20 protein-coding genes are annotated in these 23,440 nt (G+C 73.0%); 8 read left to right on the plus strand and 12 right to left on the minus strand.

The window, feature by feature from the left end; genetic code table 11:
- Window positions 1–35: 35 nt before the first annotated feature.
- The 3 genes from OG897_RS15040 to OG897_RS15050 all read right to left on the minus strand — a co-directional run bounded on the left by OG897_RS15040 (window position 36) and on the right by OG897_RS15050 (window position 3,119).
- Window positions 36–668, minus strand: coding sequence for a hypothetical protein (locus OG897_RS15040; protein ID WP_266657030.1), 633 nt, complete (start codon window positions 666–668; stop codon window positions 36–38).
- A 261-nt stretch (window positions 669–929) separates the two neighbouring features.
- On the minus strand, window positions 930–2,384 hold the full coding sequence (gene argG / locus OG897_RS15045) for an argininosuccinate synthase (protein ID WP_266657032.1): 1,455 nt from the start codon (window positions 2,382–2,384) through the stop codon (window positions 930–932).
- A gap of 246 nt (window positions 2,385–2,630) precedes the next feature.
- The gene (locus OG897_RS15050; RefSeq protein WP_266657034.1) at window positions 2,631–3,119 is read right to left on the minus strand and encodes a peroxiredoxin; all 489 of its coding nucleotides are present in this window, start codon (window positions 3,117–3,119) and stop codon (window positions 2,631–2,633) included.
- Between the two features lie 171 nt (window positions 3,120–3,290).
- Between OG897_RS15050 and mdlC the strand changes: the two genes are divergently transcribed.
- The 8 genes from mdlC to OG897_RS15090 all read left to right on the plus strand — a co-directional run bounded on the left by mdlC (window position 3,291) and on the right by OG897_RS15090 (window position 14,039).
- Entirely contained in the window at window positions 3,291–4,916 is a 1,626-nt protein-coding gene (gene mdlC, locus OG897_RS15055) for a benzoylformate decarboxylase (protein WP_266657037.1), read from the plus strand.
- A gap of 42 nt (window positions 4,917–4,958) precedes the next feature.
- Window positions 4,959–6,368, plus strand: a complete 1,410-nt coding sequence (locus tag OG897_RS15060; protein WP_266657039.1) for an FAD-binding oxidoreductase — start codon at window positions 4,959–4,961, stop codon at window positions 6,366–6,368.
- Window positions 6,365–7,726 (plus strand): cytochrome P450, encoded by a 1,362-nt coding sequence (locus OG897_RS15065; RefSeq protein ID WP_266657041.1) that lies wholly within the window; start codon window positions 6,365–6,367, stop codon window positions 7,724–7,726. The genes OG897_RS15060 and OG897_RS15065 overlap by 4 nt, the downstream gene beginning before the upstream one ends.
- Before the next feature lie 75 nt (window positions 7,727–7,801).
- Window positions 7,802–9,223, plus strand: coding sequence for a lipase family protein (locus OG897_RS15070; RefSeq protein ID WP_266657043.1), 1,422 nt, complete (start codon window positions 7,802–7,804; stop codon window positions 9,221–9,223).
- Window positions 9,224–9,274: 51 nt separating this feature from the next.
- A complete protein-coding gene (locus OG897_RS15075) occupies window positions 9,275–11,176 on the plus strand; it encodes a peroxidase family protein (protein WP_266657045.1) in 1,902 nt (633 codons plus the stop codon).
- Window positions 11,173–11,424, plus strand: a complete 252-nt coding sequence (locus tag OG897_RS15080) for a hypothetical protein (protein WP_266657047.1) — start codon at window positions 11,173–11,175, stop codon at window positions 11,422–11,424. Before OG897_RS15075 ends, OG897_RS15080 begins: the two co-directional genes overlap by 4 nt.
- 144 nt (window positions 11,425–11,568) lie before the next feature.
- On the plus strand, window positions 11,569–12,351 hold the full coding sequence (locus OG897_RS15085) for an SDR family NAD(P)-dependent oxidoreductase (RefSeq protein ID WP_266657049.1): 783 nt from the start codon (window positions 11,569–11,571) through the stop codon (window positions 12,349–12,351).
- Window positions 12,352–12,452: 101 nt separating this feature from the next.
- Complete coding sequence (locus OG897_RS15090; RefSeq protein WP_266657051.1) at window positions 12,453–14,039, plus strand: hypothetical protein; 1,587 nt, start codon at window positions 12,453–12,455, stop codon at window positions 14,037–14,039.
- 57 nt (window positions 14,040–14,096) lie between these two features.
- On the opposite strand, the gene OG897_RS15095 is transcribed toward OG897_RS15090, so the two are convergent.
- From OG897_RS15095 to cqsA, 9 genes are all read right to left on the minus strand, one after another.
- Complete coding sequence (locus OG897_RS15095) at window positions 14,097–14,636, minus strand: hypothetical protein (RefSeq protein ID WP_266657053.1); 540 nt, start codon at window positions 14,634–14,636, stop codon at window positions 14,097–14,099.
- 96 nt (window positions 14,637–14,732) lie between these two features.
- Entirely contained in the window at window positions 14,733–15,293 is a 561-nt protein-coding gene (locus OG897_RS15100) for an FABP family protein (RefSeq protein WP_266657055.1), read from the minus strand.
- A gap of 66 nt (window positions 15,294–15,359) precedes the next feature.
- A complete protein-coding gene (locus OG897_RS15105) occupies window positions 15,360–15,770 on the minus strand; it encodes a DUF2834 domain-containing protein (RefSeq protein WP_266657057.1) in 411 nt (136 codons plus the stop codon).
- 94 nt (window positions 15,771–15,864) lie between these two features.
- Window positions 15,865–18,114 (minus strand): NAD(P)/FAD-dependent oxidoreductase, encoded by a 2,250-nt coding sequence (locus tag OG897_RS15110; RefSeq protein ID WP_266657059.1) that lies wholly within the window; start codon window positions 18,112–18,114, stop codon window positions 15,865–15,867.
- 410 nt (window positions 18,115–18,524) lie between these two features.
- On the minus strand, window positions 18,525–19,280 hold the full coding sequence (fabG, locus tag OG897_RS15115) for a 3-oxoacyl-ACP reductase FabG (protein WP_266657061.1): 756 nt from the start codon (window positions 19,278–19,280) through the stop codon (window positions 18,525–18,527).
- A gap of 1 nt (window position 19,281) precedes the next feature.
- Window positions 19,282–20,373: a beta-ketoacyl synthase N-terminal-like domain-containing protein gene (locus OG897_RS15120; protein ID WP_266657064.1), complete on the minus strand. Its 1,092-nt coding sequence runs from the start codon at window positions 20,371–20,373 to the stop codon at window positions 19,282–19,284.
- Window positions 20,370–21,794 carry a beta-ketoacyl synthase gene (locus OG897_RS15125; protein ID WP_266657066.1) on the minus strand — a complete coding sequence of 475 codons (1,425 nt, stop codon included), beginning with the start codon at window positions 21,792–21,794 and terminating at the stop codon, window positions 20,370–20,372. The genes OG897_RS15120 and OG897_RS15125 overlap by 4 nt, the downstream gene beginning before the upstream one ends.
- Before the next feature lie 7 nt (window positions 21,795–21,801).
- Window positions 21,802–22,050 carry an acyl carrier protein gene (locus OG897_RS15130; protein ID WP_266657068.1) on the minus strand — a complete coding sequence of 83 codons (249 nt, stop codon included), beginning with the start codon at window positions 22,048–22,050 and terminating at the stop codon, window positions 21,802–21,804.
- A 155-nt stretch (window positions 22,051–22,205) separates the two neighbouring features.
- Window positions 22,206–23,393, minus strand: coding sequence for an alpha-hydroxyketone-type quorum-sensing autoinducer synthase (gene cqsA / locus OG897_RS15135; protein WP_266657070.1), 1,188 nt, complete (start codon window positions 23,391–23,393; stop codon window positions 22,206–22,208).
- Between the last annotated feature and the right edge of the window lie 47 nt (window positions 23,394–23,440).

The raw sequence follows: 23,440 nt of genomic DNA on the forward strand, positions 1-23,440 counted from the left end.
TCCGGACGGGCCCCACGGTGGTACGCACGTCGGTTCTAGCCGCCGAGTCCGGGGACCGCCGGAAGCGCCGGGACGGCCGGGACGCCCGGGATCTTCGGGACCTCGGGGGCACCCGGAACCTTGGGCAGCTTCGGGAGGCCCGGCAGGTTGGGCACCGGCAGGCCACCGGCGAGCGCCACGCTCACCACGACGTTGACGGCGGCCGTGAGGGTGACCGTGACGGCGGCGGCGACCGCCTTGGGGTCGCCCTTGGCGGACGCCTTCAGGAGGGCGTCGACACTGGCCTGAAGGGTGGCCACGGCCTTGGCCTGAAGGTCGGCCGCCGGGGCCGGGGCGGCCTTCGGGGCCGTCTTGGGCGCGGCCTTCCCGACCTTCGCGAGCGCCTCCTTGACCGCCTTGGCGTGCTTGGCCGCGTCGGCGGGGGCGAGCTTGCCCTTCGGTGCCTTGAGTACTGCGTTCACCAGTTCCGTGACGGGCGTGAGGGCGCCACCGAGGTCGCCCAGCGTCTTCGTCTGCTTGGCGAGGGCGTCGGCCCCCGGGATCGCGGGAACGGGCGCCTCGGAGGTCACGGGCGCGTCGTGGACGGCCGAGAATGCCGGGCCCGCGGTGCCCAGGGCGAGGGCGCCGCACACTGCGGTCGAGACGAGGAGGCCGGCTTTCCGGGACATGCGCATGAAGAGGGTCCTTTCGGAAGTGAGTGAGCGAACTGCTCGTCACCACCGTCCGAAAATTGGTCACTTATCGCAATATCTCCGCACCTCCGAGTGACTTTCCGTGATCGGCTGCATGGCGTGGACATGGCTGTGGCCTTGGAGTTCCTCGCTTTTCGGGGTGGTGGCGGCCATGCGTCCAATCGGGGAACGGCGGGAGGCCCCGTCCGACGCCGTGAGCGTCGGACGGGGCCTCCCGGGCGGGTGGGACAGCCGGGTTCAGTCCGTGCCGAACTCCATCGCGGCCCGGTCCAGCGCCTCGTCCTCGGCGGAGACCTCGCCGCGCGACGCGATGGCCTGCGCGCCGCCCTCCGGCATCCGGGGCATGGAGCCGATGAGGCCGGTCGCGGCGGCCTGGGCAGCGCCGATCGCCGGGTTGGCGCTGCCGATCAGACCGAGGCCCGCGTACTGCTCCAGCTTGGCGCGCGAGTCGGCGATGTCGAGGTTGCGCATGGTGAGCTGGCCGATCCGGTCGACGGGGCCGAAGGCCGAGTCCTCGGTGCGCTCCATGGACAGCTTGTCCGGGTGGTACGAGAAGGCCGGGCCCGTGGTGTCGAGGATCGAGTAGTCCTCGCCGCGCCGCAGCCGCAGCGTCACCTCACCGGTGACGGCCGCGCCGACCCACCGCTGGAGGGACTCGCGGATCATGAGCGCCTGCGGGTCCAGCCACCGGCCCTCGTACATGAGGCGGCCGAGCCTGCGGCCCTCGTTGTGGTACTGGGCGAGGGTGTCCTCGTTGTGGATGGCGTTCACGAGGCGCTCGTAGGCGGCGTGCAGCAGGGCCATGCCGGGGGCCTCGTAGATGCCTCGGCTCTTGGCCTCGATGATCCGGTTCTCGATCTGGTCGGACATGCCCATGCCGTGGCGGCCGCCGATGGCGTTGGCCTCCATGACGAGGTCGACCGGGGAGGCGAACTCCTTGCCGTTGATCGTCACGGGGCGGCCCTGGTCGAAGCCGATCGTGACGTCCTCGGTGAGGATCTCGACCGAGGGGTCCCAGAACCGGACACCCATGATCGGGTCGACGGTCTCGACGCCGGTGTCCAGGTGTTCCAGGATCTTGGCCTCGTGGGTGGCGCCCCAGATGTTGGCGTCGGTGGAGTACGCCTTCTCGGTGGAGTCCCGGTAGGGCAGTTCGTGGGCCAGCAGCCACTCGGACATTTCCTTGCGGCCGCCGAGCTCGGTGACGAAGTCCGCGTCCAGCCAGGGCTTGTAGATCCGCAGGTGCGGGTTGGCGAGCAGGCCGTAGCGGTAGAACCGCTCGATGTCGTTGCCCTTGTACGTGGAGCCGTCGCCCCAGATCTGGACGTCGTCCTCCAGCATCGCCCGCACCAGGAGGGTGCCGGTGACGGCCCGGCCGAGCGGGGTGGTGTTGAAGTACGCGCGCCCGCCGGAGCGGATGTGGAACGCACCGCAGGTGAGCGCGGCCAGGCCCTCTTCGACCAGTGCGGCGCGGCAGTCGACCAGGCGGGCGAGCTCGGCGCCGTACGCCTTGGCGCGGCCGGGGACCGAGGCGATGTCCGGCTCGTCGTACTGGCCGATGTCGGCGGTGTAGGTGCACGGGACGGCGCCCTTGTCGCGCATCCAGGCGACCGCGACGGAGGTGTCGAGACCACCGGAGAAGGCGATGCCGACGCGCTCGCCGGCGGGGAGGGAGGTGAGGACCTTAGACATAGGAAGAGTATGCATGGAAGCGCATGCCCATGCAAAGCCGTTCGGGTGCATTCAGGTGTGACGCAGCCGACTCGCACACAAGTGCGGGCACGGAGGAGGCGGACGTGCAGGTGGGGCCCGGGTCGGACGGCCCGGGCCCTTCGCGTGCGGTCCGTCAGTTCGATTGCTTCGTACGGCGCTTCCCGTGGGCGACGGTGACCACCGCGAGCAGCGGACCCCGGAGGAGGAACGGTGCGCAGCAGAGGGTCATGAGGAAGCCGTGAGGGACCTCAGTTCCCTGGCGAGGACGTCGGTGGTCTGGAAGGTCGCCCCCAGCAGGGAGACGTGCTTCCAGTGCAGGGTGCCGTCGGGGGCGACGATGAAGACGGCGCGGCGCAGGCCGATGCCGGGGGCGGTGATGCCGAAGGACTTCGCCACGCTCCGGTCGGTGTCGGCGAGCAGCGGCATCCGCAGGCCGTGCTTGCGGGCGAAGGACTCGTGGCTGTCGAGTCCCTGCGGGCTGATGCCCCACACCTCGGCCCCGCTGTCGGCGAAGACGTCGAGGCCGCTGGAGTACGAGCAGAGCTGCTTGGTGCAGACGGAGGTGTCGTCGCCGGGGTAGAAGGCGAGCACCAGGGGTCGGCCGCGCCGGGAGCTCAGCGTGTACGCGCCATGCTCGAAGCCGTCGTCGGTGAGCACTCCGCCGGGGAGCGTGAAGTCGGCAAGAGGGGTGTGCGGGGCGGGGGTTGCGGGCACGGAAGGGTCCTCACTCGTCGACGGGCGGTCTCTCCGGAGGATAGGCGGCCCCGCAGCGGGGGCTGCCACCGCCCGTCACTCACTTGGCGTATACGCAGTGTCGCCGCCCACCACGCCGTGTGATGAATGGAGTACCGCCTGCAACCCGCCGCTTTCCACGGAGGCCCCTTCATGCGCACGGTTCGCGAATCGGTGCTCGACGTCCTCCGGGCGCGCGGAATGACGACGCTGTTCGGCAACCCGGGGTCCACGGAGCTGCCGATGCTCAAGGAGTTCCCGGAGGACTTCCGGTACGTGCTCGGGCTCCAGGAGGCGGTGGTGGTCGGCATGGCCGACGGGTTCGCCCTCGCCTCCGGCAGCACCGCACTGGTCAACCTGCACACCGGCCCGGGCACGGGCAACGCGATGGGCGCGATCCTCAACGCCCGCGCGAACCGCACCCCCATGGTCGTCACGGCCGGCCAGCAGGTGCGCGCCATGCTGACCATGGAGGCACTGCTCACGAACCCGCAGGCCACGCACCTGCCGCTGCCCGCCGTGAAGTGGGCGTACGAGCCGCCGCGCCCCGTGGACGTCGCTCCCGCGCTGGCCCGGGGCGTGCAGATCGCGGAAACCCCCGCCCGGGGGCCGGTCTTCCTGTCGCTGCCGATGGACGACTTCGACGCCGAGGTGGACGAGGACACGGACCGGGCGGCGGCCCGCACCGCCGCCCGCACGGTCGGCCACGCCGCCTCCCCCGGCGAGGAGGCGGTACGGAATCTCGCCGACCGCCTCGCGTCGGCGCGCGGTGCGGTCCTGGTCGTCGGCAACGACGTGGACGCCTCCGGGGCGTGGGACGACGTCGTCGCCCTGGCGGAGCGCACCGGCCTCCCGGTGTGGTCCGCGCCGACCGAGGGCCGGGTGTCGTTCCCGAAGTCGCACCCGCAGTACCGGGGAGTCCTGCCCCCCGGCATCGCCCCGCTGTCGGGGTGTCTGGCGGGCCACGACCTGGTGTTCGTCATCGGCGCCCCGGTCTTCTGCTACTACCCCTACCTTCCCGGGAGTTACCTGCCGGACGGGGCCGAGCTGGTGCAGCTCACGCGGGACGCCGACGAGGCGGCCCGCGCCCCGGTCGGGGACGCGCTGGTCGCGGATCTCTCCCTCACCGTACGGGCGCTGCTCGCGCACCTCCCCGGTCTTGACCCGCGCGGGGCGGAGCACGCTGAGACGCCGTCCGCCACCACCGGCGCCGCCCCGGTCACGGACACCGACGGGCTGATGTCCCCGCTCACGGCGATGACCGCGATCGCCAAGGGCGCACCCGAGAACACCCTGTGGGTGAACGAGTCCCCGTCCAACCTGGGCCAGTTCCACGAGGCGACCCGGATCAGCAGGCCCGGCTCCTTCCTGTTCACGGCGGGCGGCGGTCTCGGCTTCGGTCTCGCCGCCGCGGTGGGGGCCCAGCTCGGCGCTCCCGAGCGGCCCGTGGTGTGTGTGATCGGCGACGGGTCGACGCACTACGCCGTGCAGGCGCTGTGGACGGCGGCCACGTACAAGGTCCCGGTCACCTTCGTCGTCCTGAGCAATCAGCGGTACGCGATCCTCCAGTGGTTCGCGCAGCTGGAGCAGGCCCAGGGGGCGCCGGGTCTGGACATTCCGGGCCTGGACATCGTGTCGGTGGCCCTCGGGTACGGGGTGCGCGCGCACCGGATGTCGGGCGCGGCCGAACTCACCAAGTTCGTACGGGAGTCGACTCTCCAGCAGGAGGGGCCAGTGCTTCTCGACGTGCCTGTCAGCACGGAACTGCCCTCTCTCTAGGCCCTGTTGCCCCTCCTTGCCGTCCCGTCCCGGAAGGCCGTCATGTCGCTCAGCACCGCATCCGCCACCCTGCTGTCCCGGCTCGCCGCCGTGCTCCCCGCGCGGGCGTTGCTCACCGACCCCGGCCAACTGGCCGCACACGCAAGAGATTCCGCCCCGTTCTCGGAGTACGGCACCCCTGCCGCCGTGGTCGTGCCCCGTTCCGTCAAGCAGGTCGAGCAGGTGATGGCGCTCGCGTACGAGGCGGGGGTGCCGGTCGTCCCGCAGGGGGCGCGCACCGGTCTCGCCGGGGCGGCGAACGCCGTCGACGGTTGCCTCGTGCTGTCGCTGGCGGCGATGGACCGCATCCTGGAGATCGACCCGGCGAACCGTCTCGTACGGTGCGAGCCCGGAGTCGTCACCAAGCACCTCGCCGAGGCGGTCGCCGAGCACGGGCTGAGCTATCCGCCCGACCCCGCCTCCTGGGAACGCTGCACCGTCGGCGGCAACATAGCCACCGGCGCGGGCGGCATCTGCTGCGTGAAGTACGGGGTGACCGCGGACTACGTGCTGGGCCTTGACCTCGTCCTGCCGGACGGGCGGCGGATGCGCACCGGGCACGACACGGTCAAGGGCGTCGCCGGGTACGACCTCACGCACCTGATCGTGGGTTCCGAGGGGACCCTCGCGGTCGTGGTCGGGGCGACGCTGGCGCTGCGGCCCGCGAGACCCCCGGCACTGTCGCTCCTCGCCCAGTTCCCCACCCTGACCGCCGCCGGGGACGCCGTCGCGGAGATCACCGCCGCCGGTCACGCCCCGTCCGCGCTGGAGCTGCTCGACCGGGCGACGTCGGACGCGGTGGTGGCGTACGGGCATCCGCTGCTGAAGGCGGGCAGCGCGGCCACGCTGATCGTGGAGTGCGACTCCGCCGACCCGGCGGCCGACCTGACGGCGATCGAGGCGCTGTGCCGGGCGGCGGGCGCGGAAAACGTGGAGACGGCGGCGGACGGCGACGCGGCCCGGAGCATCATAGAGGCCCGCAGGCTGGTCGGTCCGGCGCTGGCTGCGTACGCCGCGACGAAGGGCGACGCGATGACCTCCTTCATCGAGGACGTGGCCGTGCCGCGCTCCCAACTGGCCCGGTTCGTCGGCCTGATCGAGGACATCGCCGCCCACCACCGGCTGACGGTCTTCACGCTCGGGCACGCGGGTGACGGCAATCTGCACCCGACCGTCGTCTTCGACGAGTCGGACCCGGACGAGTTCCGGCGGGCGCAGACCGCGTACGACGACATCATGGCCGCCGGTCTCGCCCTCGGCGGCACCAGCACCGGCGAGCACGGCATCGGCACCCTCAAGCGGGACTGGCTGGAGCGTGAACTCGGCCCGGTCTCCCTGGAGTTGCAGCGCGGCCTCAAACGCCTCTTCGACCCGAAGAACCTGCTCAACCCCGGAAAGGTCGTCACGGCATGACGCTGCCCGCCGCCGCCCCGCACACCATCACCGGCCAGGACGCCTCCACTCCCCCGCCACCCGTGCGGGCGGGCCGTGCCGAGACGGTGCGGTTCGTCGCCACCCACACGCTGCCCGCGTTCGCCCGGGGTCTGGTCAGCCTCCGCCATCCGGTGGTGTCGCTGTACGCGAAGGTGCGCCAGCCCGCCTGGTCGAACGCCACGCTGCGGGCCATGAAGCAGCGGCACGGCGGGGCACCCGTCCTGGTGCGCGGCCTGTCGGGCGACATGCTGGTGCTGTTCGACGCGCAGGACGTCCGGCGGTTCTTCGACGAGCCGGTGATGGCGTTGGCCATGGATCCACCGGACAAGTACGACAGCCTCAGCGTGTTCGAGCCGACCGGGGTGATCTGCTCGCGCGGCGCGCGCCGCGAGGAGCGCCGGGACCTCAACGACGAGGTCCTGGCCTGGCGGGATCCTGTCCACCCGGACTGTGCGGACTACCTCCGGATCGTCGAGGAGGAGTGCCGGGCGCTGACCACGTCCGGCACGCTCGCCTTCCCCGCCGTACTGAGGGCCGTGAGCCGCGTCTCACGGCGGATCGTGCTGGGCGACCGGGCGGCCGACGACGAGGAACTCGCCCAGTGGCTGGCGATCCTGCGCGGCCGGGCCAACTGGATGGGCAAGGTCCGGGCCCGCGACAGCAGGGCCCTGTACGAGAAGGCGACGGCGCGCATCGCCCAGTACGCGGCTGACGCGCCCGCCCACGCCCTGGCGGCCCGCGCGCTGGCCGCCCCCTCCCCCGAGGGCACCGACCCGGTGGGCCAGACCCACCACTGGCTGCTCGCCACCGACGCCTGCACGGCGGCCGTCGTGGCGCGCACGCTGCTGCTGCTCGGCGCGCATCCGGCCGAGCAGGAGGCGGCGCACGAGGACGCCCGCACCGGAGGGCCCGGTTTCCCCCGGCTGCGGGCCTGCGTCCAGGAGTCGATCCGGCTGTTCCCTGTCGTCCCTGACCTGGTGCGGGTGACCAGGGAGGAGACCGAGTGGCGGGGGGTGCGGCAACCCGCCGGGACGGCGGTGATGGTGCCGATCGGGTTCCATCAGCGGGACCCGGATGCGGTCGCGGGTGCCCATCTCTTCGCCCCTGGCCGGTGGTTGAAGCCGGATGCGGACCGGGACACCGCGATGGCTCCGTTCAGTCACGGCCAAGGCAGGTGCCCCGGCGACCAGTTGGGGCTGCTGCTGAGCTCCGCGGTCTGCGCCGAGGTGCTGCGCGACCACCGCATCACCGGGGCGCGTCCCGTCCTGGACACCGCGCGGCCGCTGCCCGGTGTGCTGGGCACGGCCGCCGTCCGGCTGCGGCTCGCCCCCCGCTGACCGGCCCGCCCTCAGCCGCGTACACCCGCCCCCGTCTGCGAGAACGACCCGACCCCACCGGGAAGTGCACACGCCATGTCCGACGTGAACTCAGGGCCCCTGCCGGGTCCGTCGTCCGATCCGCCGTACGGCTCCGCGTCCACCGCCGCGCCGGGCCCCGAACCCGACGTCGCATCCCTGCACCACGTGTGCCGGGAGCTCGCCGAGGCCGCCGACGCGGTACGGGAGGCGTCCCGTTACGCCTCGCGGGTGGCGCTCGGTACGCGGCTGCCGCTCACCGCCCTGGGCTCCCGGCGCACTCGCGCCTCCCAACGCGCCCTGATCCGAACGCTGTTGAATCCCCAGGGGCTCGGCTGGGGGCCGCAGGGGCGGACCCCGCTCGCGGCGGTCGCCTGGCTGGCCGGGGTGCTGACCAGCCGGGAGAACCTGGCGGTGAGCCTCGCCGTCGCCGGGCTCAAGGCCCGCATCCGGGCGGCGGCCGTCCGCCACCCCGAGCTGCTCGGCCACCCGGCGACGTCGAAGGTCCTCCAGGCCATCCAGGAGGACCGCCAGGTCGAGGCGGTGCGCACGTTCAAGGCACTGCTGCACGAGGAGGGCGCCGAGTACGCTCTCGCGCTGCTCGCCCCGTCGTTCGCGGACATCATCGCCTGGAACGCGCTGACCGACGAGAACCCCTTCAACGACCAGGCGGGCTGGCAGGTCGCCACCGGCAGGGCGCTCACCTCCGACTACCTGATGGGTTTCAGCGGCCGCGTGTGGGACTTCCTGGACCGGGGTCAGGGGCGGGCCGAGCCGCACACCCCCGACCCGGACCTCCTCGGTGCCCTCGACACGTCGGGCACGCTCGTCGGCTGGATCACCAACATCGGACTGATCGGCACCGAGGGCCTGCTCCTGGTCCAGCAGGTGATCGGCCCGGACGGGGTGCTGCGGTACGTCGTCCAGTTCGCCGGGATGGCGCGCACGCTGGGCGCGGAGACCCCGCAGGACCTCCTCGGCGCCATCGACTCGGTGGCGGGTGCGGACACCGCGTACAGCAGGGCGGTCCGCAAGGCGCTGCGGCAGATGATCCCCTCGGGCGCGGAGGTCGCACTCGTCGGGCACAGCCAGGGCGGGGTCACCGCGATGAACCTGGCGGCACACCGCGACTTCAACGTCCTGTACACGGTCACGCACGTCGTCGCGATCGGCTCGCCCATCGACCAGAAGCGCCCCGCCGACCCTCGTACCCGGGTGTTCTCGCTGGTCAACGAGCACGACATCGTGCCGAGCCTGGAGGGCAGATCGGCGGTGTCGCCGTACCCGCTGGGCCCGGAGTTCACCGAGTACACCTGGACGGACGACACCCACGCCTTCCCGCTGTGCCATGCCGCCGAGCGGTACGCGCACAACCTGGCGCACGACGTCCCCGAGGCGAGTGCGCACGTCGACGCGGAGCTCGCCGCGTACCGCGGCCGGGTGACCGGAAACCGCTTCTTCGCCCTCCACGACCGCTGATCGCCACCTGCTTCGCCGCCTGCTTCGTTCCACGACCGCTGAGGATTCCCGATGTCCGAGACCGTCCCCCACCCTGACGCCCCGTCCGCCACTGACGCCCCGCCCACCCGTACGGCCGACGGCGCGCCCGGGCCCGCCCGCACCGAGCCGCCCGAGCCGTTCGGGCCGCCCGGCCTCGTCGAGCGCGCCGGGTCGGCGCTCTTCGCCCGGCTCAACCGCACGCGCGACTGGTGGGAGCTGCCCACCCCGCTCGGCATCGCCAACCTGATGGCGCTCCGCTACGACCTGCGCCGCCACAACCTCCACGACACGTACGGGGCGGGCGGCGAGCGCCCCCGGCGGCCCGCCGCCTCGCTCGCCCCGTTCCGCAGTTACGACGGGTCAGGGTACGACCCGTACGACGAGGACATGGGCCGGGCCGGGACCCGCCTGGACCGCAACTCGCCCCTCGGTCTGGCCTTCCCCGACCCGGACGACGAGCTGATGCGGCCGAGCCCCCGCGAGGTGAGCCGACAGGTGCTGGCGCGGCGGAGATTCGTCCCGGCGACGTCGCTGAACCTCCTCGCGGCGGCGTGGATCCAGTTCCAGAACCACGGCTGGGCCAATCACGGCGACAACGACCGGGCCGAGCCGTTCACGGTGCCGCTGGCCGCCGACGACGACTGGGCGCAGTGCCCGATGCGGGTGAGCCGGACCCGTCCGGACCCGGTCGCGCACACGTCGCCGGACGCCCCGCCGACGTACGAGAACACGGTGTCGCACTGGTGGGACGGCTCGCAGATCTACGGTTCGAGCGAGGAGCGGTGCCGGTCGCTGCGGACCGGGGAGCGCGGCAGGCTGATCGTCGAGGACGGGCGGCTGCCCGCCGACTCCCGCCCCGGTCTCGACTGCCTGGACGCGACCGGTTTCAACAACGACTACTGGACCGGGCTTTCGCTGCTCCACACGCTCTTCGCGAAGGAGCACAACTCCATCTGCGACGCGATCGCCGCCCAGCACCCCACCTGGGACGACGAGCGGCTCTTCCACACCGCGCGGCTGGTGAACACCGCTCTGATGGCGAAGATCCACACGGTGGAGTGGACGCCCGGCATCCTGGACCAACCCGTGGTGCGCAGGGCGATGAACGCCAACTGGTACGGCCTGCTGCCGCGTTGGGCGAAGCGGCGCTTCGGTTCCTTCGGCGGGGAAGCCCTGAGCGGCGTCCTCGGTTCGAGTACGGCGCACCACGCCGCGCCGTACTCGATGACGGAGGAGTTCGTCTCCGCGTACCGGCTGCATCCGCTGATCCCCGACGAGCTGACGATCCGCGACCACCGGCGGGGCACGACGCGGGAGTCGATCGGCTTCGACGACATGCAGGGCGCGACGACGCGGCTGGCGGTCGACGTGTACGGGGCGACGGACCTGCTGTACTCCTTCGGCACCGCCCACCCGGGCGCGCTCGTCCTGCACAACCACCCCGACGCGCTGCGCGACCTCAGCCGCCTCTCCGGCGAGCACATCGATCTCGGCACGGTCGACATCCTGCGCGACCGCGAGCGCGGCATCCCGCGCTACAACGCGTACCGGCAGATGCTGCGGAAGCGCCCGGTCACGTCGTTCGAGGAGCTGACCGGCGGGCACGCGGACGACACCGCGCTGCTGCGGGAGTTGTACGAGGACCGGCTCGACCGGGTCGACACTCTGGTGGGGAATCTGGCGGAGCCGCGCCCGGAGGGGTTCGGCTTCAGCGACACCCTCTTCCGGATCTTCATCCTGATGGCGAGCAGGCGGCTGAAGAGCGACCGCTTCTTCACCACCGACTACCGTCCGGAGGTCTACACGGCGGAGGGCCTGGAGTGGGTCGACCGCAACTCGATGGTCACCGTACTGCTGCGCCATCACCCGGAGTTGGGCCCGGCGCTCGCCGGAACGACGAACGCGTTCGCCCCGTGGGAGGGACGTTCATGAGCACCCGTACGAGCCACTACCCGACCGCGTCGCCCGACCGCCCCGGCCCGACCCAGGGCCTGCGCGTGCACGCGAGCAGTCTGCGGGAGCACGCGGACCGGCTGCGGGCGGCAGCGCGGGAACTGGACTGGGACGGACCGCAGGCAGACGCCTTCCGGGCACGGCTGAACCTGCTCGCGGGGCGGTGCTCGACGGCGGCGGACGGGCTGGCACGGTCGGCGGCGGGGTTCGACGACGGTGGGCGCTGAGGGGCGGGGCACTGACGCGGGCCGGCCGGGGTCGCCCCTGCCGGGGCCCGCGTCCCGGTCAGAGCGTCGTCGGCCGGACTTCCCGTGGCTGGTACTCACCCCTCCCGGCCGTCCTCCCGCAGGGGCCGTGCCTACGGTGCGGGCATGACACGTTTTGGTGGATACGGCGTACTCGTCACCGGCGCGGGCCAGGGCATCGGGGCGGCGACCGCCCGGCGGTTCGCGGTGGAGGGGGCGGGGGTGCTCGTCACCGACCGGGACCCGTTGCGCGCCGAAGAGGTGGCCGAGGGGATACGCGAGGCGGGCGGGACCGCACTGGCGCAGGTCTGCGACGTCGTCGACCGGGGCGCGGTGGAGACGGCGGTGGACCGGGCCTTCGCCGCCTTCGGCCGACTCGACGTGCTGGTCAACAACGCGTACGCCTGTCATGCCGAGCCCCCGCTCTTCGAGGACACGCCCGACGAGCCCTGGTACGAGGACTTCGAGGTGAGCCTGCACGGCGCGTTCCGCTGCACCCGCGCCGCCCTGCCGCACCTGGCGGCGGCCGACGGGCGCGGGGCGGTCGTCAACATCGGCTCGGTCAACGCGGAGCAGCACTTCGGCAACCACGCCTACAGCGCCGCGAAGGCGGGCCTGGCCTCCCTCACCCGCACGCTGGCCGTGCAGTGCGCGCCGCGCGGAGTGCGCGTCAACGTCGTCGAGCCCGGAACCGTACGCACCGGCGCCTGGGACGGCCGACAGACCCGCCTCGACGACCTCCCGCCGCACTATCCGCTGGGACGGCTCGGAGAGCCCGAGGACATCGCTGCGGCCGTCACGTTCCTGGCGTCGGCGGACGCCACCTGGATCACGGGGGTGACGCTGCCGGTGGACGGCGGCCTGCTGGTCAGCAACATGGCGATGCGGCGCACGCTGGACGGAAATTGACGCAGTGTGGTCGGATCGTCGCACAGCGGGGTCGTCATGCTGGATGATGATGCGCAGTGTTCCGGGTCTCCGGTCAAGCAGTGAGCAGGGAGGGGCAGTTCGTGACGCAGGCCCAGGTGGAGAGCGAGCGGGTGGCCGGGCGGTTGTGGACCGTACGTCTGGATGCGGTGGGACGGGACGTCGCGGCGGTGAAGGTGGATTGCAGTCGGCCCGCGTGTGCGCCGCGCCAGTTGCCTTCGGCCGCTGAGGGGCGGTCGTTCGCGGCGGCGCATCTGATGGCGCATCTACGGGCGACGGGCGGGCCTCGGCGAGAGGCGACGTGCGCCTGTCGTGCCGAGGGGTGCCGGGCGCACACCGACGAGAGTGGCAGAGGGGGTGTGGAGCGGCAGTGCGGAGGGACGACGGTGCTGGCGGTGGCCATCGATCCGATGCGGCGCTGGTGGCGGGCGTGGGAATGCTGTGCCCGCTGCGCGGCCGCGCACCCCGGTACCCGGGTGGTGGCGTCGGCCGACGCCGCGTCGCCGCCGCCCGCCGGTGGAGCGGGACAGGCTCGGGAAGTGGTGGGTGGGGTGGGGGCTCCGCACTTCTCCGCCGCGTCGCCGTCCGCGCCGGGGATGGACCCGGCGGAGAGGGACGCGGCGGGCGGTGGGCGCGTGCCCGCGCCGCGGGCGCCCGCACCCCGCGCGCGTCGGCCCAGGCGGCAGGGGCGGATCGCGCAGCGGGTGGTGCCGCACGATCTGCGGCCCGTGGGGCTTCGCGACGAACTCATCGAGCTGGGCGATGCGTTCCGCAGGTACCAGAGGGCCGGTGAGCCCGACTTGGCGGCGCTCGCCGATCTCCATGAGCGGAAGGCGCGCGCCTTCGTCACCTGGGCGGACCTGACGGGGGACGCGAGCCTGCGTGACGAGGCCCAGCGGGCCGAGCAGTCCGCGGCCACCGTCCGCTTCCAGCATGCGAACCGGACCGGCGAGAACACCGCGGGGGGTGTCGAGCGGGTGCTGACCGGGGCCAACCAGTGGCAGCACGCGCGGGGCGTGCTCGCCCACGTACGGGACCACGCACCGGTTCCGGGGCCGGAGGCACGGCTGCTGGTGCTGCTGTTGACCTTGCGTTGTGCGCGTACCGGCAGCGGCAACGTCACCGGTCAGGATGTGAACGGCTGGCCGGTGGGGGACGCCGAGGAGGCGCTCCAGGAGCTCGTCGACGCGGGGTGGTTGCGGTTGCCGGGGACGGCCGCCGAGGTGATGGGTTCCGCGCCCGAGAATCCCACGCAGATCGTCGTGCCTTCTCTCGTTCCCGAGGAGGGCATGGTCGGACCGTTCGGCTTCGGGAAGCTGGTGCGGACCAAGTTGTCCGGGTGGGCGCAGAAGGGTGTGGGGGACCGCAAACTGCGCAAGAAGAAGATGCCTGCGGCCGTACGGCTGCTCGCTCTGGCCTGCGCCGCGCACAGCAGCGCCGACGGACGCCTGGGGGCCTCCGGCCGGGGCCTTGAGGTGGAGGCGCTGGCCGCGTTGTGCGCCGTGGACGGCGATCAAATCGGTTCGCTGGTGGAGCAGTTGGAGGCTGTGGAGTGGCTCGCGGAGGTGTCGGTGGAGGGTGGAATCGTCACCGGGACCCTGTGCGAGCGCGTGCTCGCCTTCGGCTGCCCCCTGCCGGAGAGCGAGGACGGCGGTATGGCTGACGACTGACGTTCCGCACCGCCGTGGTCACCCGGATCACCGTGGTCACCCGGAATGGGAGCGGGCTCACCCGACCGGTGCGGCGGAGCGAGCCGCGGGCACGCGGCGGCGGTAGTAGGCGAAGGTGACGGCCAGGAGCAAGGGGGCCCAGGCCAGGAGCGGGAGGTAGCAGACGAGGAGGATGGCCTCCTGGAGTGGCGTGCCCGTGATGCCGGGGGCCAGGTCGGTGAAGATGTTGGCGTAGACGTACCACCCGTAGATGCCGAACAGGCCCGTGGCGCCGAGCACGGCGGGGACGACCGCACCCATGGGGCGTATCGCACGGCCGCCGATGAGGGGGACCCAGTGCGGTACGACCTCGCCCCAGGCGCTGATCAGGCCGAGCGTGAGGAGGGCGAGGAGTTCGGAGACCACGCTCAGGGAGATGACATACAGGGGCTCCCAGTCGCTGCGGAAGCCTTCGGATTCGGCGTTGCCGAGCACCGGCAGTCCCGCGACCAGGGCCAGGCGCCACAGCCCTGAGGGCAGGGTGACGAGAGGGACGGCGTAGGCGGCGCGGACGGCCCAGCGGGGGACGTCGGGGAGGGGCTTCGTCTTCAGCGGCATGGGATTCATGGTGGTGGCGGAGGGATTGGTGGTGCGTCGGCCGGGAGTACGGTGCGTCTCCGCCGCACGGGGGAGGCGGGCCTCCGCCCCCGTGCGTCAGGGGCGGCGGTGGAGGCGGGCCGCGAGGTGGTGCTGGAGGGGGTGGCCGACGGCGGCGAGGTCGTGGGTGAAGGTCAGGGTCGCCGCGTCGGTGCGGGTGTAGAGGCGGCGGGTGGCCTTGACGTCCTTCGCCGTGGGAGTGACGGCGACTTCCCCGGTGGTGAGTTCGACGGTGCTGGCCGTCGCCACGCCGACGGAGATCTCGGCGATGCCGGTGGGCTGGGTGATGAGGGCTTCCACGCGGCCCTCGGGCTGGAGCCGCCACCAGCCGCTCTCGCGGGCGGACGGGCGCAGGGGCGTGCCGTCGGCGTCGATCAGCCAGGCGCGGGCCTCGTAGTGGAGGAACGGGCGGCCGTCGTGGGTGAAGGTGACCTCCTGGGCGTAGCTGAAGTCGCTTTCGAGGGTGGGGTACGTGCCGGTGCCGTGCCCCTGCCAGGTGCCGAGGAGGTCCAGGACGGGGGCGAGGAGGGGGTGCGGGGCGGGGCCTCGGTCGGGGTGGCTCGCGTCGGGGAAGGGGAAAGCGGCCGCGAAGGCGGGCGGGGTGGTGGAGTCGGGCATGGGTGGGGCTCCGGGGGTGGGTGCGGTGACGGGCGTACGGGCGGGTGTGCACGTGCGGGGAGAAGCCTAGGGGCTGGGGCGGGAGGCGTCGGGGGCGGCGTCGCCGGAGCGGAGGCGGCGGTTGCGTTGGCGGAGCAGCAGGTAGAGGGGCAGGCCCACCGAGGCTCCGAGGAGGGAGCCGAGGACGGTGAGGACGCGCTGGCGCGCGGTGAGGCTCGTGTCGGCCACGGTCACGGTGAACAGCAGGGCCAGGACGGCGACGATGACGTCCCAGCCGAAGAAGCTGCTGATGCGGTTCGCGAAGAGGTCGTCGAGGAATCGGGGTGCGTCCGGGCCGTGTGCGACGAACCAGGGGACGGCCTGGGCGAAGGGCAGGGCGACGCCTGCCGCCAGGAGTGCCGCGTAGGCCAGCTCCGGAAGTCTGCCGGTGCGTGAACGGGCTTTCGCCCGGGGCCGGTTGTTCTGGTGCGGCTGCATGACGGGACCCCTCCCTCGGTTCGCCGGAAGTACGGCGAATACAGAGGGAGGGTACGGGGACGGGGGCCGACGGGGCGACAGGTGCCGGGCTCGGTCAGTCGATCCGGGCGAGCCCCCGGGCGTCCCTGCGGGCCAGGCCGCGGGAGATGCGCAGCGGGTCGAAGTCCGGCGTCCGGGGCGGGAGTTGGCCGGGGTCGGCGAGGGTCGTACCGGCGCAGACCTCGGAGAGCAGGGGGCGGTTCAGGATGCGCCCCGCGGCGGAGATGCCGCTGAGGGCGGTACCGAGGATTCCGGCGCCGAAGCTGGAGTTCGCGCCGACCGCGTACAGGCCGCCCACTCCGGTGCGGATGCTGGGGCGTCGACCGTGCCCGCCCCAGTCGTCGAAGCCGTACGGAGTGCCCGAACCGCCCTGGATGTAGCGGTGGTTGGTGTGGGCGGTGGCGGTTTCGAGGTGGGTGAGGTGGGGGCGGACCGGGCCGAGGACGGATTCCGCGATGTCGACGAGGTTGTCGCGCAGACGGCTCTTGACGGCCTCGTAGGCGGGGTCTCGGCGGTAGCGCCCCGGCGGGCCTTCGAGGGGCGGCATCAGCGTCATGATCTGGAAGTTGCTGTGGCCCGGCGGGCAGACGGTGCGGCTGTCGGGGTCCTTGAGGGAGCCGAAGGAGAGGAACGCGAAGGTCGGGTCGGAGCCGTCGCCGGTGAGGGCGCGGGCGTAGGCGGCCTCGATGTCGGTGCCGCCCCACCACCAGATGTTGGTGTTGGGCAGGTCGAGGGGGCGGTCGAGGGCGATGTACGCGGTGGCGACGGCGGCCCGCATGGTGGCGCGGCGGGTGCGGTCGAGGACGGCGGTGGAGAAGCCTCGGCCTCCGCAGAGGTCGAGGACGGTGCGCCGGTAGTCCACGTTGGACACGACGAGGGGGGCGTGAACGGTCTCGCCGTCGGCCAGGAGCACGCCTTCGACGCGGCGGTCGTCGGTGACGAGGATGCGTTCCACGGGGCAGCGGGTGCGGACCTGGCCGCCGTGCGCCTCGATGACCTCGACGAGCGTGGCGATCATGGTCTGGCCGGAGCCGACCGGGGCGTACGCGCCGCGCAGGTAGTGGTCGAGCATGGTGGCGTGCGTGGAGGTGAGGGTGGTGGAGGGCGGAGTTCCGTAGTTGCCGGACTGGGCGGCGATCAGGGTGCGGGCGGTGGGGCTGAGCCCGCAGACGTCGTACAGCTCGCCGAGCGTACGGCCGCCCCAGCTGATCAGGGACCGGGTCATGGGAGCGCGGGCGGCGCCCGGCCGGGTCGTCATGCCCGCGCGGAGGTCGGCGGCGACGTCGCGGAGGGTGTGGACGCAGCGGGCGAGGCTGCGGCGTTCGGCGGGGAGGGCGGCGCTGAGCCTCTTGAGGTACTTGTTCCAGCCGACCCCCACGTCGACGGTGGTGCCCGGGAGCACGATGCGGTCGAAGCCGTCCGGGTCGAGGGGACGGAAGGCGACCCGGTCGGGGCCGACGCCGAGTCCGGAGAGGATCGCGGGGAGGAGGCCGCCGGGGCCGCAGTCGCCGACGTAGTGCATGCCGACGTCGAACTCGTAGGCGCGGCGGCGCCGGAAGACCTGGGCGTTGCCGCCGGTGACGTCGTGCTGTTCGGCGAGCAGGACGCGCAGGCCGGACACGGCGAGGTAGGCGGCGCAGACGAGCCCGCCGACGCCGCCGCCGACGATGACGGCGTCGTAGGGGCGGGAGCCCCGGGAGCCGTGGCCGAGCGGGCGGTCGGTGCCGCCGTGGGTCGGGCCGGGGGTGCGGTCCGGGCGTACGGCGCGCCGGGGGGCGGCCGGGGGCTCGGCGCACGGGGCGACGGCCGGGGGCTCGGTGCGGAAGGCGGCCGGGACGCCGGGGGACGGGGTGCGTGACCCCGCCGGGGGCGAGAGGGGTGTGCCGTGCGGGGCGCCCGGGGCGTCCGGACGCCGGGCCCGCGCGGCGTCCTCGGCGTCGGGGCGCGAGCGTCGCGCGAGGCCACGGGACTTGCGGCGTGCGCCGCGCGGGCCGACGGGGGCGTCCGGACGCGGACCTCGGCCGGAAGCGGGCGGGGCATCCGGTGCGTCGGGGTCCGGTGCGTCCCCGTTCGGTGTGTCGGCGTTCGGCGTGGTGGGGCGGAGGGCGCGCAGCGCGGCGGTGGCCAGGGCGGACGGCCGGAGCTCTCGGGGGAGCACGGTGCGCGGATCGTACGAACGCAGGCTGCGCAGCGCGGCCGCGACCGGGGCGTACGCGCGCAGCCCGCGCGGAGCCGCGCTGACCGGGTCGTACGGGAGCGGGCCGCGCGGGGCGTCCGGCCTGCGCTTGTCAGAGTGCGGTGCCACTGTGGACCTCCGAAGGTGCGGATGGAGTCGGGAGTTGGGGAATCCGGCCGGGCGGTGCCGTCGCGGGGCTCGGCCGGGGCGGGCGGCGGCTGCACGGCTCGTGCACGAGGGACGCGTCGGGTGTCGGCCGGTGCGGATCGCGCGGCCCGGGCGGGAAGTGGTAGTCCCGTACGGGGGCGAGTGGTCCCGTACGGGGGCGGATGGCCCGGTACGGGAAGGAGTGGGGCGCGCGGGACCACGGAGGTCCGCGGAGGACCACGGAAGGGCGGCGGCCCGCCGGGTTGGCGCGGGTCCGTGCGAGGGAAGGGTGGCCCTGCGGAAGGGAGGGGGTGGCCCTGGGGAGGGGTGCGGTCGTACGCGGCGGTGCGGGTGAGCCGTGGCGCGTTCCGGGACGGCGGGAGCGCCCGAGGTCAGAGGGCGATTCCGCCGTGGACTTCCAGGACGCTGCCGGTGAGGTAGCCGGCCTGGTCGGAGACCAGGAACGCCGTCAGGTCGGCCACTTCGGCGGTGGTGCCGAAGCGGCGGAGCGCGATGGAGGACAGGAGGCGTTCCCGGTCGCGGGAGGGCAGGGCGTCGGTCATGTCCGTGTCGATGAGGCCGGGGGCGACCACGTTGGCGCGGATGCCGTGCGGGCCCACTTCCTTGGCGAGGGATTTGGTGAAGCCGATGATTCCGGCCTTGGCGGCGCTGTAGTTGGTCTGGCCGGGGTTGCCGTGGACTCCCGCGACGGAGGAGAGGGTGACCACGCAGCCGGTGCGGCGCTTGAGCATCGGGAAGACGGCCGCGCGGCAGGTGTGGAACACGCCGTCGAGGTTGGTGTCCATGACCTGGTGCCAGTCGTCGTCCGACATCAGGACGAGGGGCCGGTCGCGGATGACGCCCGCGTTCGCGACGACCGCGGCGACGGGGCCGAGTTCGTCTTCGGTCCGGGTCACCCAGGACTTGGCCTGGACGGGGTCGGAGACGTCTGCCTGGAGCGCCAGGCACCGGACGCCGAGTTCCGTGGCCTCCTTCTCCACGAGCCGGGCGGACTCCTCGTCGGAGCGGTAGCAGAAGCCGACGTCCCAGCCGTCCCGTGCCAGGCGGCGGACGATCGCGGCCCCGATTCCTCGGGAACCGCCGCTGACCAGGGCGATCTTGGGGGCAGGGGTGGAGGGGGTGTGCATGTCAGTGGGCCTTTCCCAGGCGCAGGACGGCGGCGGCGACCAGCCCCTGGCCGTCGACGGAGGTGATGACCGCGGGTCCGCCGGGCGCCTGTCCGGCGGCGGCGAGGACCGTGGCGATCTGGAGTGCGGATGCGGCGGCTCCGGTGTCGCCGATGAGGGGGCCGAGGGCGGGCAGCCGGTCGCGGGCCTGGCGGGGGAAGAGGGCGTCGAGGGCGTCGTCCTCCGTGGCTTCCAGGCCCGAGGAGGTCGCCGACCAGACGTCGGCGGCGGCGACGCGGGCGCGGCTCAGGGTCTCAATGAGGGTGGTGTGGAGGGCTTCGGTGGGGTCGCAGCCGGGTGGGGCGTGGCGGGTGTGCACGGCGAGGACCGTGGCCAACGACGGTGTGGAGGTGGGGAGTTCGGCGGGTACGAGGCGGAGTACGGCCGCGCCCTCACCGAGGAGGACGGGGGCGCTGCCGCCCCGGCTGCGGGCTTCCAGCCAGGTGCGGGCGTGCGAGTACTCCTCGGCCGCCCCGCACAGGACCGTACGGGCGCGATGGGCGCGCAGCAGGCGGCGGGCGTAGAGGAGGCCGAGGAGGGCGGCGGCACGGCCGCCCGCGAGGGTGGTGTTGGGGCCCTGGATGCGGTGGCGGATGGCGCACTGGGCGGCGGCGCAGTTCATGACGCTGTTGGGGATGACGCCGGGTTCCACGTCGTAGGGGCGTTCGCCGGTGAGGGAGGAGCGGGTGAAGTCGGTCATGGACTGGACGCTGCCCGTGGTGGTGCCGAGGACGAGGGCCGTGTCGAGTCCGGTGTCCGTGCCCCGGTCGTCCGTACCCCAGCCGTCCGTGCTCCCGCCGCCCGCACCACCGTCCGCGCTCCCGTCGAGGACGGCGCCGACCGAGGTCACGGCGAGGGCGGTGACCCGGTTCATGTCGCGGGTGCCCTTCTTGCCCAGTACGGTACGGGGCTCGAAGCCCGGTACGAGGCAGCCCTGTTGGCCGTCCTCGCCGAGGACGGGTGCGGCGGTGGGGCGGCGGTCGCGTACCCCTGCCGCGAAGTCGGCCGAGGTGTGGCCGAAGGGGGAGAGTGCCGACCAGGCGGTGATGTTCACGGTGCCTCTCCTTCGTGTGCGTAGCGCCCTTCGTGTGCGTAGCGCCCTTCGTGTGCGTAGCGTCCGAGGACCACGGCCGCGTTGTTCCCGCCGAAGGCGAGGCCGTTGTTCTGGACGATGCGCAGGTCGGCGGCGACGGCGTGGTTGGGGACGCAGTCGACGGCGCATTCGGGGTCGGTGGTGCGGTGGTTGATGGTCGGCGGGATGAAGCCGTGGGTGATCGCCAGGGAGCAGGCGATCGCGCCGAGCGCGCTGGCGGCGCCCATGGTGTGGCCGAGCATGGACTTGAGGGAGATCGTGCGGGGCGTGGCGTCCCCGTAGACCTGGCGGATGGCGCGGCTCTCGGTGACGTCGTTGGCCTTGGTGCCGGTGCCGTGGGCGGAGATCAGGTCGACCTCGGCGGGTTTCACCCCGGCGTCTTCCAGGGCGAGTTGGAGGCAGCGGGCCACGCTGTCCTCCTGGGGGGCGACCGGGTGGTACGCGTCGCAGTTGAGCCCGTAGCCGAGGATTTCGGCGTAGATGCGGGCCCCTCGGGCGAGTGCCGAGTCGAGGCTTTCGAGGAGGAGCATTCCCGCACCCTCGCCGGTGAGGATGCCCTGCCGGTCGGTGTCGAAGGGGCGGCAGCAGTCGGGGGCGATGGTGCCGAGCCGGTAGAACGCGGCGAACGTCTTGCGGCAGAAGGCGTCCGCTCCCCCGCACAGGGCGAACTCGGCGTCGCCGTGGCGGATGGCGTCGAGCCCGTTGCCCAGCGAGTAGTTGCCCGCGGAGCAGGCGGTGCCGATGGTGAGGATCTCGGCGTCGGCGAGGCCCAGTTCACGGGCGACGGCGATACCCAGGAGCGGGGCGGGGATGCGGCGGGCGGCTTGCGGGGCGACGGCCGGAAGGCCGCCGTGCAGGTGCGCCTCGGTGATGAGGTCCAGGTCGTAGGACTCGCCGTCGGTGGTGCCGACGGAGATCTGGCAGCGTACGGAGGCCAGCTCGGCGTCGGTGAGGCCCGCGTCCTCGACGGCCATCCGGGCCGCTGCCGCGGCGAACTGGGCGGCGCGGCCGTGGGCGGCGGCGTCGAGGCGGTGCAGCATGCGGGCGGGGTCGAAGTCCTGGACCTGGCAGGCGTTGGCGTGGGCGAAGCCGGTGGTGTCGAAGGCGGTGATGGGGGTGACGCCGGAGCGGCCTCGGCGGAGGCCGTCGGTGAACTGTTCGGTGCCGGTGCCGATGCTGGAGAGGGGGCCGAGGCCGGTGATGACGACGCGCCGGGGCCCTGGCGCCGGGCCGTCGAGGGGCCGGGCCTGGGGTGCGGGGAACGGGGGGCAGGCGGGGGCGGGGCCCGCAGCGCGGCGGCGGAGCCGCAGGTGGAGTTCGAGGGGGGTCGGAATGCGGGGGTGGGGCCCCTTCGGCGGGGCCCCTTCCGGGTTGGGGGGCATGAGCTGCCTACCAGCCCTTCGTCTCGGCGAGAACCTCGCGGACGCCCGCCAGATGGGCCATGCGCGGCATTTCGCTCTGGTCGATGGTGACCTTGAACTCCTTCTCCAGGGCGGCCAGTACGCCGATCAGCGCGAGGGAGTCCGCGCCGTGCTCCTCGACGAAGCGGTCGGTCTCGGCGAGCTCCCCGGGCTCCAGCTCCAGGCGGTCGCAGACGATCTCGGTGATGCGGGTCTGGCGGGCGTCGGTGGTCAGCATGATGGCTCTCCGTAGGGGATGCGGGGTTCGGGTGACAGGGGTGAACATGTGGGTCGCAGAGGTGACCATTCGGATGGCAGATGCGGATGGCAGATTCGGATGGCAGATTCGGATGACAGAGGTGATCAGGGGCGGTCAGGGACAGTCAGGGGTGATCAGCGAAGGGCGAGGCGGCGGGTGGACTTCCAGGTGGACAGTCCGACGTCGTCGCGTACGGCCGCGCAGCCTTCCAGGACCCGGTCCAGGTCGGCGGCGGTCAACTCGGAGTGCACGGAGAGCCGTTGGACGCACCGCCGGTTAGGCACGGACGGCGGCACGAAGGCCGCGCCGAACACTCCCCTGGCGTCCAGGGCCTGCTGGAGGACGCGTACGCCGTGTTCGGTGCCGGGCTGGAGCGGGATGATCTGGCTCTCGCTGGGGGAGACGTTGTAGCCGAGGGCGGTGAGGCCGTCGCGCAGGACGCGGGCGTTGTGCTCCAGCCGCTTGCGGCGGTCGTCGGCGGTGGACATGACGCGCAGCGCGGCGGCGAGACCGGCGACGTCGTGCGGGAGGAGCGTGGAGGAGAACACCGCGCCGAGGGAGTGGTACGGGAGGTAGCCCGCGACCTCCCGCGAGCAGGCGATCAGCCCGGCCCGGCCCGCGAACGCCTTGGCCAGGCTCGCCGTACGGTAGGAAATCCTGTCCGTGAGGCCGAGCGAGGGGACGAGGCCCGCGCCCCGGTGGCCGAGGACGCCCAGGGTGTGGGATTCGTCGGCGATGAGTTCGCAGCCGGTACGGGCGGCGAGGGCGGTCAGGTCCAGCAGGGGGCAGAGGTCGCCGGTGACGCTGTAGAGGGCGTCGAAGGCGATCAGTCCCGGCCCGTACTGGCGGATCAGCCGTTCGAGGTTCTCGGTGTCGTTGTGGAGGAAGGGGCGGGCGACGGCCTTGGCGGCGGCGATGCCCTCCCAGAGGGAGGCGTGGGCGAGTTCGTCGACGTAGACGGGGTGGCCGGGTGGGCAAACGGCTTGGATCAGGCCGACGTTGGCGGCCCAGCCGGACTGGCAGAGCATGACGGCGGGGGCGTCGAGCCAGTCCGCGAGGTCCGCTTCGAGGTGGCGCAGCGGGTCGGTGTCGCCGGTGAACGCGCCGGACATCAGGGCCCCGTTCCCGTGCGCGCGGAGGCTGGCGGTCTGGGCCTCGACCACGGCGGGGTGGCCGCCGAGTGCGAGGTAGTCGTTGGACATCAGGGCGAGGTCGGCGGGTCCGGGGGTCGCGCGCCCCCGGTAGAGGGGACCGCCCCAGCTCGCCTGGCGGACTCCCCACGCCTTCAACCGGTCCTGGAGATAGGACAGTTCGCCGGACATGACACCTCGCTCGGGTCGACAGAGGTTCTGAACTGAGAAGTTCCGAA

Origin of the sequence: Streptomyces sp. NBC_00237, assembly GCF_026342435.1 — a bacterium.
GTDB lineage: Bacteria > Actinomycetota > Actinomycetes > Streptomycetales > Streptomycetaceae > Streptomyces.

Bases quoted from the DNA above. Each gene is read 5' to 3' on its own strand.
- OG897_RS15040 (WP_266657030.1), bottom strand. From the start codon at position 668: ATGTCCCGGAAAGCCGGCCTCCTCGTCTCGACCGCAGTGTGCGGCGCC.
- argG (WP_266657032.1), bottom strand. From the start codon at position 2,384: ATGTCTAAGGTCCTCACCTCCCTCCCCGCCGGCGAGCGCGTCGGCATC.
- mdlC (WP_266657037.1), top strand. From the start codon at position 3,291: ATGCGCACGGTTCGCGAATCGGTGCTCGACGTCCTCCGGGCGCGCGGA.
- OG897_RS15060 (WP_266657039.1), top strand. From the start codon at position 4,959: ATGTCGCTCAGCACCGCATCCGCCACCCTGCTGTCCCGGCTCGCCGCC.
- OG897_RS15065 (WP_266657041.1), top strand. From the start codon at position 6,365: ATGACGCTGCCCGCCGCCGCCCCGCACACCATCACCGGCCAGGACGCC.
- OG897_RS15070 (WP_266657043.1), top strand. From the start codon at position 7,802: ATGTCCGACGTGAACTCAGGGCCCCTGCCGGGTCCGTCGTCCGATCCG.
- OG897_RS15075 (WP_266657045.1), top strand. From the start codon at position 9,275: ATGTCCGAGACCGTCCCCCACCCTGACGCCCCGTCCGCCACTGACGCC.
- OG897_RS15080 (WP_266657047.1), top strand. From the start codon at position 11,173: ATGAGCACCCGTACGAGCCACTACCCGACCGCGTCGCCCGACCGCCCC.
- OG897_RS15085 (WP_266657049.1), top strand. From the start codon at position 11,569: ATGACACGTTTTGGTGGATACGGCGTACTCGTCACCGGCGCGGGCCAG.
- OG897_RS15095 (WP_266657053.1), bottom strand. From the start codon at position 14,636: ATGCCGCTGAAGACGAAGCCCCTCCCCGACGTCCCCCGCTGGGCCGTC.
- OG897_RS15100 (WP_266657055.1), bottom strand. From the start codon at position 15,293: ATGCCCGACTCCACCACCCCGCCCGCCTTCGCGGCCGCTTTCCCCTTC.
- OG897_RS15105 (WP_266657057.1), bottom strand. From the start codon at position 15,770: ATGCAGCCGCACCAGAACAACCGGCCCCGGGCGAAAGCCCGTTCACGC.
- fabG (WP_266657061.1), bottom strand. From the start codon at position 19,280: ATGCACACCCCCTCCACCCCTGCCCCCAAGATCGCCCTGGTCAGCGGC.
- OG897_RS15125 (WP_266657066.1), bottom strand. From the start codon at position 21,794: ATGCCCCCCAACCCGGAAGGGGCCCCGCCGAAGGGGCCCCACCCCCGC.
- OG897_RS15130 (WP_266657068.1), bottom strand. From the start codon at position 22,050: ATGCTGACCACCGACGCCCGCCAGACCCGCATCACCGAGATCGTCTGC.
- cqsA (WP_266657070.1), bottom strand. From the start codon at position 23,393: ATGTCCGGCGAACTGTCCTATCTCCAGGACCGGTTGAAGGCGTGGGGA.